At 57.8% G+C, this 12,853-nt stretch carries 12 protein-coding genes and 1 pseudogene; 4 read left to right on the top strand and 9 right to left on the bottom strand.

Annotated features, from left to right (window positions below; translation table 11 throughout):
* Window positions 1-53: 53 nt before the first annotated feature.
* From MLC59_RS04915 to MLC59_RS04890, 6 genes and pseudogenes are all read right to left on the bottom strand, one after another.
* The gene (locus tag MLC59_RS04915; RefSeq protein WP_248231424.1) at window positions 54-884 is read right to left on the bottom strand and encodes an ABC transporter permease; all 831 of its coding nucleotides are present in this window, start codon (window positions 882-884) and stop codon (window positions 54-56) included.
* Window positions 881-2,143: an ABC transporter substrate-binding protein gene (locus MLC59_RS04910; protein ID WP_248231423.1), complete on the bottom strand. Its 1,263-nt coding sequence runs from the start codon at window positions 2,141-2,143 to the stop codon at window positions 881-883. The genes MLC59_RS04915 and MLC59_RS04910 overlap by 4 nt, the downstream gene beginning before the upstream one ends.
* 30 nt (window positions 2,144-2,173) lie before the next feature.
* On the bottom strand, window positions 2,174-2,983 hold the full coding sequence (locus tag MLC59_RS04905) for an ABC transporter ATP-binding protein (RefSeq protein WP_248231421.1): 810 nt from the start codon (window positions 2,981-2,983) through the stop codon (window positions 2,174-2,176).
* A 143-nt stretch (window positions 2,984-3,126) separates the two neighbouring features.
* Window positions 3,127-3,294, bottom strand: a pseudogene (locus MLC59_RS04900) (5'-nucleotidase); the annotation flags it as partial.
* Between the two features lie 43 nt (window positions 3,295-3,337).
* Complete coding sequence (locus MLC59_RS04895; RefSeq protein ID WP_248231420.1) at window positions 3,338-3,562, bottom strand: addiction module protein; 225 nt, start codon at window positions 3,560-3,562, stop codon at window positions 3,338-3,340.
* Window positions 3,563-3,739: 177 nt separating this feature from the next.
* The gene (locus MLC59_RS04890) at window positions 3,740-4,057 is read right to left on the bottom strand and encodes a DMT family transporter (protein WP_248231417.1); all 318 of its coding nucleotides are present in this window, start codon (window positions 4,055-4,057) and stop codon (window positions 3,740-3,742) included.
* Window positions 4,058-4,183: 126 nt separating this feature from the next.
* On the opposite strand from MLC59_RS04890, the gene MLC59_RS04885 reads away from it, so the two are divergent.
* Together MLC59_RS04885 and MLC59_RS04880 are read left to right on the top strand one after the other, a co-directional pair.
* Window positions 4,184-6,139 carry an alkaline phosphatase D family protein gene (locus MLC59_RS04885; RefSeq protein ID WP_248231415.1) on the top strand — a complete coding sequence of 652 codons (1,956 nt, stop codon included), beginning with the start codon at window positions 4,184-4,186 and terminating at the stop codon, window positions 6,137-6,139.
* Between the two features lie 255 nt (window positions 6,140-6,394).
* Window positions 6,395-8,317 (top strand): sensor domain-containing diguanylate cyclase, encoded by a 1,923-nt coding sequence (locus MLC59_RS04880; RefSeq protein ID WP_248231410.1) that lies wholly within the window; start codon window positions 6,395-6,397, stop codon window positions 8,315-8,317.
* Window positions 8,318-8,387: 70 nt separating this feature from the next.
* On the opposite strand, the gene MLC59_RS04875 is transcribed toward MLC59_RS04880, so the two are convergent.
* Complete coding sequence (locus MLC59_RS04875) at window positions 8,388-9,542, bottom strand: C4-dicarboxylate TRAP transporter substrate-binding protein (protein ID WP_248231409.1); 1,155 nt, start codon at window positions 9,540-9,542, stop codon at window positions 8,388-8,390.
* 241 nt (window positions 9,543-9,783) lie between these two features.
* Between MLC59_RS04875 and MLC59_RS04870 the strand changes: the two genes are divergently transcribed.
* Window positions 9,784-10,116 carry a hypothetical protein gene (locus MLC59_RS04870; RefSeq protein WP_248231408.1) on the top strand — a complete coding sequence of 111 codons (333 nt, stop codon included), beginning with the start codon at window positions 9,784-9,786 and terminating at the stop codon, window positions 10,114-10,116.
* Between the two features lie 66 nt (window positions 10,117-10,182).
* Here the strand turns inward: MLC59_RS04870 and MLC59_RS04865 are convergent, their stop codons facing one another.
* Entirely contained in the window at window positions 10,183-11,148 is a 966-nt protein-coding gene (locus tag MLC59_RS04865; protein WP_248231404.1) for a calcium/sodium antiporter, read from the bottom strand.
* Window positions 11,149-11,248: 100 nt separating this feature from the next.
* Here MLC59_RS04865 and MLC59_RS04860 point away from each other — a divergent pair, with 100 nt between their 5' ends.
* The gene (locus MLC59_RS04860) at window positions 11,249-11,881 is read left to right on the top strand and encodes a metallophosphatase domain-containing protein (protein ID WP_248231403.1); all 633 of its coding nucleotides are present in this window, start codon (window positions 11,249-11,251) and stop codon (window positions 11,879-11,881) included.
* A 58-nt stretch (window positions 11,882-11,939) separates the two neighbouring features.
* On the opposite strand, the gene MLC59_RS04855 is transcribed toward MLC59_RS04860, so the two are convergent.
* Window positions 11,940-12,791: a protein NO VEIN domain-containing protein gene (locus MLC59_RS04855; protein ID WP_248231402.1), complete on the bottom strand. Its 852-nt coding sequence runs from the start codon at window positions 12,789-12,791 to the stop codon at window positions 11,940-11,942.
* Between the last annotated feature and the right edge of the window lie 62 nt (window positions 12,792-12,853).

Genomic DNA, 12,853 nt, shown 5'->3' with positions numbered 1-12,853 from the left:
AAAAGCCTGCTCAGGGAGCAGGCTTGTTGCAGGAACGGGAATCCGGGCACTGGCTATTCGACATGCCAGTTGAAGCGCTTTATGAGCAGGCCGCAAATCGTGTCCAGCCCGTAGCCTATGAGTCCGATGACAAGGACAATCGCTGCCAGTGTGTCGTAGGCCAGGGTGTCCCGGGCATCATTGATGGCGTACCCTAGACCGCTGGTCACCCCCAGGTATTCCGCGGGCACCAGCACCACCCAGGCCACACCCACGGCAAGCCGGATGCCGGCCATGACATCGGTCATGATGGCTGGAAGGATGATCCGTCGCAGCATCTGCGGGCCGGAGGCGCCGAGGTTCTTCGCCACCTTGAACCAGTTCGGGTCGATGCGGCGCACGCCGTGGGCGGTGGAGAACATGATCGGCCATACGGTGGCCATCACCAGCAGGAAGATGATCGCAGCGTCCCAGGTGGCAAAGGCCAGCACCGCAATCGGCATCCAGGCCAGGGGGCTGATCATGCGCAGGAACTGGAACGGCACGTTGGCGATCTTCATCGCGGTGCCCACGTAGCCGATCAGCACCCCGACAGGGACGCCGATAACCACGCCCCAGAACAGGCCAATCAGGACCCGGTACAGGCTTGAGACGATGGTGGGCCAGATGTCTCCACTGGCCACCAGGTCGTAGAGGGCGCTGAAGGTAGGCGCCGGGGCGAAGTTGGCGAAGGCCCACATGTCCGGGTCATTGGCCACCACGTAGCCCCCCAGCCACCACAGGGCGAGGAGCGTTGTAATGCCAATGGCCGGGTAGCGAAGCGCCGCCAGCCAGCTGATGACAGGGGCGAGGTTGACCTGCGCCCCGCTGGTACCGCTGAGTGCCTGTGTTGTCTGAGTACTCATAGCTTGATGGCCTCCTCCCGTTCGAACGGGTTATCGGCGTTGAACCCGGGGCCCTGCTGCCAGCCGGTGTGCTTCTCCATTGCGGCTTTCACAAAGCTGTAATCCACCAGGTCATCGGCAACAAAGTCCGCGTCCAGGTCTTGCAGGAAGGTGGTATCGCCACCCACCAGTGTGTTTTTCAGTTCATTGACGATCAGCCGGGTGGCGGAGGGGTAGGGCCAGGGCTGGAAGTCGATCCGTCCGCTGCCCCATTGCGGGTTCTGGATGGCGTCCGGTGTGGCGTAGCTGTCCTCGTCGTAAAGGGTCATTGCCCGTTCGACAATGTCAGCTTTCATGGGCAGGTAGCCCTTGCCATCCTTCGACAGCATGCGGGCCACTTCCGCCTTGTTCTGCTGCGAATAGATCTGCGCCCGGACGATGGCGTTCATCACTTTCTGACTCCACTCCGGGTTGGCGTTCACCTGGTTCTCATTCATGCAGACCACGCAGCAGGGGTGGTTTTTCCACATGTCGCCGGTGAAGCGCAGCATCTTGCCACCCGCCAGCATCTCGCCAACGGCGTTGAACGGCTCAGCCACGATAAACGCGTCGATCTTGCGCGCGGCCAGGGCCGGGGGCATGTCCGGTGGGGGCATGATCTGCAGGTTGACTTCGTTGGGTGCCAGCGTGTCCCCCTGGGATTTAATCACTGGCGTCAGGCCTGCGTGGCGCAGGCCCATCTGCAGCACAATATTGTGCATGGAGTACCAGTAGGGCACGGCGATCTGCTTGCCACCCAGTTCGGCAAAGCTCTCCACATTCGTGTGTCGACCCACCACCAGGCCGGAGCCGTTCAGGTGGGCCCAGGCCATGATCTTGACCGGGAAACCGTTGTTGTAGCGCATCCAGACGGGGATCGGCTTGAGCAGGTGCACCAGGTTGAACTTGGCGGCGGCAAAGCCTTCCACCAGCGGTGACCAGCCCCGGATCAGGGTCGGCGGCTCGGTTTTCAGGCCTTCATCCTCGAAATAGCCCATGGCATGGGCGACCAGCAAAACCGTGGCATCGGTAATCGGCAGGTAACCGATACGCACCACTTCGTCCTCGGGCGCCTGCATGCTGCCCCAGGCGGAGGCGCTGGCGGTCAGGCCGAACCCGGCCGCCAGGCCGCCGGCGGCCAGGCTGTCCAGCAGGAAGTCACGCCGGCTCATCTCGTGTTTCTGCAGATAGGCCAGCTCATCGGCGGGGATATTGCTTTGCTTGCTTCTTGGCTTCTTCATGGTCAGGACCTCAATGATTCAGGCAGAGTCTCAGGCGGCGTTTTCGGCGTCGTCATCGGTGGTTTCAGTGATGGCCTTACGGCCGGCCAGTCCGTCATCGGTCTCCTTGAACTGGGTCATCAGCTGGTCGCGCAGGGACTGGAAGCCCGCGTCCATGTGCCGGCGGGGCCAGGGTAATTCCACATCCAGCTCGCCCACGATGCGGCCGGGGTTCTGGGACATGATCATGACGCGATCCGCCATGGCGATGGCCTCATCGATGTCGTGGGTAACGATGACCATGGTGATGTCCAGGTCACGGCAGATAGCGGGAACCTCTTCCTGCAGGGCGGTGCGGGTGAAGGCGTCCAGTGCGGAAAAGGGCTCGTCCAGCAGCAGGATTTCCGGATCGGTTGCCAGCGAGCGTGCCAGTGCAACGCGCTGTTGCTGACCCCCAGAGAGGCTCTGCACATTGACGTCCCGCTTGTCATGGAGGCCCAGCATCTCCAGCAGTTCGTCCACCCGGCTGAAGGCTTCTGCCTTGGCCATGCCGGAGAACAGCAGCCCGAGCGCCGCGTTCTCCCGCACGCTCATCCAGGGGTAGAGCGAGGCCTTCTGGAACATCATGTTCCACTTGGCGCTGGGCCGGGAAACCTGGTGGCCGTTGACGCGGACGCAGCCTTCAGAGGGAATCAGCAGGCCCGCCAGCATGTGCAGCAGGGTGGACTTGCCACAGCCACTGCGGCCGATCAGCGCGACCATCTCACCGGGTTCGATCCGGTTTTCGATCTTCTCCAGGGTTGGTGCCGCCCCGCGGCTGAAACGGTGGGTGATGTAGTCGAGGGAAATCGTGGCGCCCATAGTGATGCTCCGGTCAGGTATCTGGTCCGGTATCAGCAGGTTGTATGCCACATCAAGAAAGTGATGGTTATACAGCGGGTTGGCTAAAACAGTGAGGCTTTGTCAGGCATTGTCACCACCGGACAATGTCCGACAATGGCGCACTATGGAAAATGTGCACCGGGGCCGGGCGTGGCATTACCGTTCGCCACCCTGAACGAAATATGCACCATGGAAATATTCCCCCCGGCGGATTGGAGGTGGCTTTGCTGGTCATCGAAGAACATGTGAGGGCGCAGCACGCTCAGGATCCGGTCCTTGGTCATGCCTCCTCATTGAGTTCCGCTTCCGCTGCGGGGTGAAAAGTATATTCCGTTACTTTTTCAGCCTGCTCCTGACTTTGTTGAACACATCTTCACCGGGAATGGCTTCACTTTCACCAGACTCCAGTTCGGCAAGTCGGGCTTGCGCAACCTCGGCCCATTTCTCGTCAATATCGACCTCGGTCGGATTCAGGCTTTGGAGCAGGGACTCAATAACGTGCGCTCGTTCATCAACAGGTAAGGCGCTCGCTTCATCTATGACCTCTTGAATACGCATATCATCGATTCTCGTCTTGCCGGGCATTCTTTCTTTGACATTTTAAGGCCCGAGTTTTGTCAGGGTGCACCACTGTGTCACCATCATCCAGGGAATACTAATCCAGGCGCTGATGGCCAGACCAAGTGGCGTATACTGCAGCTCGGATGATAGCAGCGATCGTGTTTACGCTACATCTCACGAACTCGACAGCTTCATCAACACCAGGCCAGACACGATCAGAATCGCTGCAACAATTCGCATCGGGTTCACCGGCTCCGACAGGAAAACAACGCCAGCGAGGAAGGCGCCGACGGCGCCGATGCCCGTCCAGATCGTATAGGCACTTCCCAACGGGATAGTCCGCATGGCAACGGCCAGCAGCCAGAAGCTGGCGAGCATGGTAATTATGGTCACAATAGACGGCACCAGCCGCGTGAAGCCCAGTGACTGCTTCATGGAAAAGGCCCAGATCACCTCAAGGGCCCCGGCAACGACAAGGTAGAACCAGGCCATTCACGCCACCAACATCTCAGGGCCAGGTCGTCCTGGTCATTAAAGCCCGGAATGGGGGAGGTCGTCCTCACTTCGGAAAAGCCAAGCGTAGGAAATTGAGCCGCAATGAGCAATCGGGAGTCGTAAATGAGCGAGCAGATGAAGCAACCACTGCCGCCGGTGTTGGCCGGACCGTTGCTAAGGCACACCACCTTTAACAGGCTTACTTTCTGGCTGGTGGGCTCCTGTTCCCTGACCTTGCGGCTGCGACTCTATCAAGAGGCTTCAGGAGAGCCGTGGCTTGATCGGGTATTGACCGAAAAGGAAGTCACCCGAATACGGATCGGAACCTTCGCTTACCTGCATTTGATCGACGTTGAACCTGATGCTGACCTGCCGGCGAACACCCGTATCGGGTACGACCTGGGTGTATCCGTTGCACAAGCGGACGGGAACGGCCGAGATGATGAGTCCTGGATTGCTGAGTGGGCACCGTACCTCTGTCTGCCGGGCGCCAGCCGGCCAGACTTCGTCATTAAAGAGCGGGTGGATCGGCTGGCCCATGGGTCGTGCCGGCGCCCTCATTCGAGCGCTGCCGACGGCCTGGTGAGGGTCGATGAAACAGTGCTGGAAGCCGGGGAAGACATCACAAAACGACCGGCCCTGATGTTGATGACCGGTGACCAGATCTATGCCGACGATGTTGCCGGCCCCATGCTTCGGGCCATACATAGCCTGGTTGATCACCTGGGCCTGTATGATGAAGTGCTCACAGGGAGTTCGGTCAGCGATAGCAAAGCGCTGCGGGAGCACCCGGACACCTACTTTCACCGGGAAAAGTTGCTACCGGATATTCATAGCAACGAGGCGCTGGTAGAACGTTTCTTCGGTGGCGTCAGAAAGCCCGTCTTTACCACAGCCAGTGCTCATAATCACTTGATCTCGCTTAACGAAGTTATGGCCATGTATCTGCTGGTGTGGTCGCCGGTATGCTGGCCCCTGGTCACGATGGAGCCGCCAGCACTGTCACCGGATGATGAAGCGGCTTACCGACAGCAACAGGTCGCCATTGACGAATTCGTGGCCGGATTACCCCGCGCATCCCGGGCGCTGGCGCACCTGCCCACCTACATGATCTTCGACGACCATGACGTAACGGACGACTGGAACCTGTCCGCCCTGTGGGAAGCCACAACCTACGAGCATCCGTTTTCTCGCCGCATCGTGGGCAATGCCCTGGTTGCGTACCTGTTGTGCCAGGGGTGGGGAAATAATCCCGATGCCTTCGATGACGTTATGCCCGCTATCCGGGAGCTGGCAACATCGGCGGGCCGAAGTGGCCAATACGACCCTTCTCTTCAGGAACCGCTTATCGATCGCCTGCTGGAGTTCGGGCAATGGCATTACAACCTGCAGACCTCGCCGCGCATTGTAGTACTGGACACCCGCACCCATCGCTGGCGCAGTGAGCTCAACCGCGCCAGACCCTCCGGCCTGCTTGACTGGGAAGCCCTGACTGAATTCCAGCAGGAAATCATGGATGAAAAGGCGGTGATCGTGGTGACGCCTGCACCTATCTTCGGGGTCAAACTCATTGAAGCCATCCAGGGAGTCTTTACCTTCCTTGGCAAGCCCCTGGTGGTAGACGCAGAAAACTGGATGGCCCACCGGGGTGCTGCCAGTGTGCTACTGAACATCTTCCGTCACTCCCGAACCCCGCAAACCTTTGTGATCCTTTCCGGTGATGTTCACTATTCCTTCGCCTACGACGTTCGCCTGCGCCACAGGCCAGACCGGCCAGCCATCTGGCAGATAACCAGCAGCGGTATCAAGAACGAATTCCCCCACACGCTCCTGGAGTGGCTGGACCGGATCAATCGCTGGCTCTACGCACCCTGGTCACCACTGAACTGGTTTACCAAGCGCAGGCGCATGCGGATAACCCCCCGGGAACCCGAAGGCCGTGACGCCGGGGAGCGGCTATGGAATGCAGCGGGAATCGGCATGGTGGAACTGGACGAGAATGGCGTGCCTACCGACATTCGGCAGTTGAACTCACAGTCCGGCGGAACACGGTTTTTAAAGCCCCGTCGTGGGAATTAGGGGCGATAGACCTGAAAGTGCTCCTGAAGAACCTACGCCAGGCCGGATGTGGCTGATCGGGGTTTATGGCGATCACCCGCCCATAGAGCACCTTACTCAGGTTAGGCCACAAGCCCACTTACAGCACAGGGGCCCACTGCCCGGACCTCGTGACCAGGTAAATTCTTGCAAAATACCGGATGGGTAGTTGTCAAAAACGCAGCCATAGGTCAACTTTATAACCAAGAGCCCGCCAAACTGATAGACATTCTTAATATGCAGACTTTGTTTTCCCGAGATTCACTGGTTTTTCAATGTTCCGCTCTGCTGGTTCTCATTGTAGTCGTCATTATTGTCACTCAATACCCGACCTATCAGAAAGATCGGGAGCTGAGACAGGTAGCCACCAACCGCAACCTGGCGCTAATGCAGCTGATGGCAGAAAGCTATGTGGAACAGCTGACAAGAGATGCCGATGTGATTGCCGCCTCGCCGGTGTTGCATATGCACATGAGCGACCTGTCTCCCGAGGGCTTAATTGCCTTGCAACAAGCGTTTCTGAACCTCGCAGACCTCAGAGCAGGCTATGACCAGCTACGTTATATTGACCGTTTTGGCGTTGAACAGATCCGGGTAAACAACCGCAATGGTGAGCCGCAACTGGTCACCGAGGGTTTGCAGGTTAAAACCCATCGCGACTACGTGAAAGCGGGCCTGGCCGGAGATGCGGGGAGCGTGTTTGTGTCCCGCTTTGACCTCAATATTGAAAATGGCCGCATTGAAGTTCCCTTTGTACCCATGGTTCGGGTGGTCGCCAGCGTATACGTGGATGGCGAACAGAGTGGCCTGGTGGTGCTCAATGCCAAGGCGAACGAGCTGTTGCAACACCTGCGAGCAGCGCTGCCGGGCGATACCGACCTGGTGGTGCTTGACGATGCCGGAGGCTGGATAGCCGGTGGTGGTGACGCCGATTGGGCATTTACTGATAATTCCTCCAGTCTGTTTTCGGTTCGATACCCGGCATTGTGGAAGCAGGTGCGCAGCACTCAGCAGGGGCAATTCGAGCTGGAAGACGAATGCTATAACTACCGCTGGCACGGCTATTCGGGTCCTCGTGTTGAGTCTCCCGAACTGTTGCTGGCCCAACGGTCCAGGGGGGAACCCTGCTCGGTCCTCCAGATGGATTCTGTCGAAAAAGCGGGCATTCGGCTGGCCTCCGGCCTGTTTGTAACCTACCCGTTGTTGTCGCTATGGCGACGCGCTAACACACGCAAGCGGCAGATGCAGCGGGAGCTGGCAGAAAACTACCGTCAGTTGAAAGTGGTTACACAAATGTCAGGCCACGGGTTATTGATGGTAGACCAACAGTGCCGGGTGCAGTGGATTAACCCGGAAGGTGAACGGCTTCTGGGCTGGACCGAAGCGGAGCTGATTGGCCGCGACCTGCACAAAACTTGCCATGTCACCCCGGATGGTCACAGCCTGCACGACGGGCCTTGCCCGACACTCCACACCTTGGTCACCGGCGAGAGCAGCCGCGCGGACAAAGAACGCATGGTGGACAAAGGTGGCCGCATCTTGCACATGAGTTTGAGTGTTCGGGCGTTTGGTGACCCTGAAAACCGAGGCGCCATCCTGGCCGTTGCAGACATAAGCAGCCATATTGAAACTGAACGCAACCTGACCCAGCTAGCCAGCACTGATGCGTTAACCGGCGTTTTAAACCGTGGCGCCTGGTTGTCGGTGATAACCGGCTGGCTGGAGGAGGGCAGTGCTACGCCGTATGTCATCATGCTGGATATCGACCACTTCAAAAAGGTGAACGATACCTACGGCCACAATGCCGGCGACGCAGTGCTGAAAGCCTTCGCTCAGACTATCAGCCACCTTCTGAGAAAAGACGATGTGTTTGGACGCCTGGGTGGAGAAGAATTTGCCTTGGCCGTGCGTCATCTCAACTCAGAGCAGGTGTTAGCGCTGGCTGAGCGTGTTCGTGTGGCAGTGGGTAAGCTGCTGTGCACCCTCGACGACGGTCAACAAATCTCCATAACCACCAGTTGTGGTGTGGCGCAGTACAACCGTGGCGAAAGCCTGAAACAGTGGCTGGAAAAAGCAGACAAAGCGCTTTACCTGGCAAAGCACGCCGGCCGGAACCAGGTTCAGTATTACGGGCCGGCGACCGGTGAGGGTTCTGAATAAACAGGCCGAGACACGCGTTGGGTAGGATAGTGCGGGCTACATGCCCCGGCATTGCACCGGGGCACGTTACTCAGATTCCGTAGGAGCTGACATCAACCTTGGAGAACACCTCTTCCCAATACAGGTCGCGGAGCTCTTCCCGGGTCTCGATGCCTTCAACCTTATCGACCCACTCATCCAGCATTTGCTGGAATTCTTCCATCCTGGTTTCGGCCTGTTGCACGTCGTAACGCTCTGCGTAGCTTGATGCCACGCTCTTCAGGTCCTGCTCGATAAAGTCCCTGGTCATCTGGCGGAACTCTTCATCTGGCTCGTGGAGTGTCAGTTCCGGCTGCTCGTCGATCCTCCTCAGGGCCTCTTCATGGTCCTCCAGGTAAAGCTTGGCTATCTCGGCGGAAATAGTCGCGGCGCCATACAGCACCGATGTACGATCCTTCTCGGACAGGCCTTTCCAGGCATCGGCATTCATGCTGGTACCAACCCCGCCGAACGTGCCGCCAGGAACCCCCATGGTGACGTCGCTGGCGATCTCAATAAACTTGAAGTTGAGGTAATCCGACAGATTGTGGGCCGTACAGTCGACCACACCCTGGTCAAGCCCTTCGTAGGTTTCGTTAACCGGAATGGACACGGGGGAGCCGCCCATGGCCGTGACCCACCGTGACCACTGGGGGCCGCCAATACGGATGCGTTTCCCTTCCATATCCTCTTTGCTGGTAATCGCACCATTGCAGAACAGACCGTAAGGCGAGGAACTGGCGATCCCCAGGAATATCTGGTTCCGGTCATGGTGCTCCTGCAGACAGTCAGGACAATGGTTCATCACGTATTCAGACACTGCACCGGTGAAAGCAAACACCGCCTCCTGGGCGTCCACATCGTCAAGCTCAAGGGCCATGGTCAGCTCTGTGAGCATGATGGTATTGGGGAAATCGGACGGAAAATAGGGTGTCAGTACCGTGCCCAGGTCTGCCATGCCGTCCCGCAAACCAGCCGGTGTTTCCATAAAGCTGAGCAGTGACTGAATATAGGCCTTGACGGTAACGTCGCCTTCCGAGTGCTCCTCAACCGCATCTGCGAAAACATACACCGCCTTGGCACCCATGGAGTTCAGTGGTGTACCGGAGGCAAAGCTGAGTTCGGTGGCATGTGTGGCGCCGGCAGTTGCCAGTCCGGCAATGGCTATGCCCGTGGTAATGGCTTTAAGAGGGGAGATCATTTTCATTGTTATGTCCTCATTTTTTGAGGTTTGGGGGGTGACCGATTCCACACGAAATGGAAGAGAGCCAAAAATACCCACTATCTGACAACGTAGATGCCGGCCCTGATTCCAGCAAGGAAGCGAAAAAATGAATTTGGCGGGACCTGGGGCAGGGCGGGAGGGATAAAACACAATCCCTGGCGACTCTCCCTGTCGCTCAAATGGCTACACTGGGTTAATAACACCGAAACAGCAGGAATCCACCGTGGCGCGCTACCCCCTGATACTCACAATATTGGCCATATCCCTGACGGTCACCACCGAACTGCAGGCGCAGGACAACTGCACCTACCGGAAGAATGCCCTGGGCAACCTGGAGTACAACTGTGACTCTGGCGAAGGGGGCACGTTGCGTAAAGATTCCCTGGGCCACTGGAATGATGACCGCACCGGTACCCGTTACCGCAAAGACAGCCTGGGTAACTACCGGTCCTCCGATGGCGAGAAAACCTGGCGCAAGGACTCGCTGGGGAACTGGCAGGACGAGGAAGGGCGGAGATGCAGGGAGGATTCGCTGGGCAAGGTGCGATGTGATTAATCGCAGGGGGCCAAGGCATTACCGGGCAATGTTCCTTACGGACCATGCCCGGATGACCGACAGGGATCAGAATGCCGTGGTTACCAGGTAAAGCGTATAGGCAACGAATGCGGCCAGCAAGGCTGCGCCTTCGAGCCGGTTAATCCGCCCCGGCCCCCTGAAGCCATAGCCCAGAACGAAGAGCACCACGGTGAGCGCGATCATCACCGGGAAGTCCCGTACCAACACCTCGTCGGACAGGGCCATCGGCGAAATCAGGCCAGCGATGCCTACCACCGCCAACGTGTTGAACAGGTTAGAACCGAGAATGTTACCAAGGGCAAGGTCGTGCTCACCTTTGCGGGCAGCAATAACCGAGGATGCCAGTTCCGGCAATGAGGTGCCTACTGCAACGATGGTCAGACCGATAATCAGATCGCTCACCCCAAAGGCGGTCGCCAGATCCACCGCGCCCCAGACCAGAATGCGGGAGCTGACGACCAGTAATAGCAACCCTGCTACCAGCCAGAAAAGTGCTTTACCGACAGGCATGGCATGGACCTCAAGCTCTGTAGCGACTTCGCTTGCCATAGGGTCTGAAGGGTTTCGTAGCCCGGACCAGATACTCCAGCCCAGCAGCCCGAAAAACACGCCAATCAGTATCAGGGCATCGACCCGGCTTAGCATGCCATCGAACAACTGCCACCCGGCAAACAGAGTGACCAGTATCAGTATGGGAAGCTCTTTGCGCATGACCTGGGAGTGCACCGCAATGGGAGCCATCAGAGCGGTAATACCCAGTATCAGCGCAATGTTCGTGATGTTGGACCCATAGGCATTGCCCAGAGCCAGCCCTGGATTGCCCTGGGTGGCCGCCAGGGCGGACACCACCATTTCCGGCGCAGAGGTACCAAACCCCACCACCACCATACCAACCAGCAAGGGCGGCATGCCAAAATGTCCCGCAGTGATGGCGGCACCTTCCACAAAGCGGCCAGCACTCCAAACCAACAGTGCCAGCCCTGAGAAAATGGCAACCAGTGCAATCAACATACGCGGGACTCCCTCGGTTTAACCAGGCAAGTTCAAGACATTTGGCGAATAATTGCAACTAGTTAGTTTTACCACCAAAACCAATGACAAAAGGAACCCCATGAAACTCGTCTGCATTTCCGACACCCACAGCATGCACCGCCGCATACCCGACATCCCGGATGGGGACGTACTGATCCACGCCGGCGACTGCCTGGGTGCCGGCACGCTGGACGATGTGGCCGACCTGAACGACTGGCTGGGCACGCTGCCCCATCGCCACAAGATCGTCATCGCCGGCAACCACGACTGGGTCTTCCAGGAAGCGCCGGACCACGCTCGGGAATTACTCACCAACGCCACCTACCTGGAAGACAGTGGAATCGAGATTGAAGGCGTGCGCTTCTGGGGCTCACCCTGGTCGCCCACCTTTATGGACTGGGCCTTCATGCAGGACCGGGGTGAGGCCATCGACCGCTACTGGCAACGGATTCCGCAAGATACCAACGTGCTGATCACCCACACCCCGCCCAATGGCATCGGGGACGAGGTAGACTCGGGGCTGCGTTATGAAAGCGTTGGCTGTGAGGATTTACTGGTACGAGTCCAGCGAGTGAAGCCGCAGATTCATATCTATGGCCATATCCACGAGGGTTATGGCGAATATGAACGCGAGGGTACGAGGTTCTTCAACGCCAGTACCTGCGATGAGCGGTATCGGCCGGTTAATCCTCCGGTGGTGGTTCGCCTTTAGTCCCCTGAAATCGCGTCCCTAAATCAGCCGAGATGAACCGGACATCGTTGCCAAAATATCAACGAAACCGACAAATATAGCTGACTGGGTCCAGATCACAGTAATCGTCGATCCTGCCTGGCAGCGTAAACAGTTTGGGTGACTTGCGGAATTCAAACAGCCGGTAAAGGTGAAACTGATCTTTTGCCTCGGAAGAGAATGTCACCTCGTTTCGCGATGCGTAGAAGGGAGTTTCCTTAGCGAACGCCGTAGTTTTCACCTCAATAAATCGTTCTTTTCCGGAGACGTCAAACGATAGGACATCGTAGCCAAGGCCGTCGCCTTGGGTATCTGAAACATGTTCGATACGTTCTGCCAGCGTGGTCTTACCTGCCTGGCGCAGCCTGAACTCCTCGTAATGCATGACTAAAAGCTCACCAGCATTGCCAAGTGCTGAGTTGCGAGCTTCGCGAGCGACATAATCTCGTTTTGATGCTTGCCGGGTAGGCGAATAGGTTGCCGGGGTCTCACCGGCCTTATCGGAGATTGCGGGAGGGTCTACGATCAGACGATGATAGTCGATCTCGTTTGGTACAACGGCGGGCTGTTCAACAGCGGCCAGCGACGTCCGGTCGAATTCGGGGTGCGTGTTAATCCAGTTTTCTACATACCGTGCCAAGGACGACTGGTAGTTCCCGCGCGGCTTGTACCCGGGAATCCACACGCAGTTCAGGTCGCGAAGCACCGCGCTGATGTTCTGATGTTTAAGCTCTATCGCACCCTCGCTTCGGTTATCCAGCAGTTGGATAAGAGTGCGCCTGTGGGCGGCCTTGTTGTAGCGCTGACCGGAGAGTTCGAGAGTCAGCATCTTCATATAGTCGGCAACAGTTACCGCAATTTCGTTCTCACTCCAGCTCGTCCCATTTGCCATACTGCTTCTTCCGTCTGGGTCCTGCTTCTGATAGTCCAGGATAGTTACAACATTTCGTGAAG

Origin of the sequence: Marinobacter bryozoorum, from assembly GCF_023156245.1 — a bacterium.
GTDB lineage: Bacteria > Pseudomonadota > Gammaproteobacteria > Pseudomonadales > Oleiphilaceae > Marinobacter > Marinobacter bryozoorum.
This window is presented reverse-complemented; position numbering and strand designations above follow the sequence as displayed.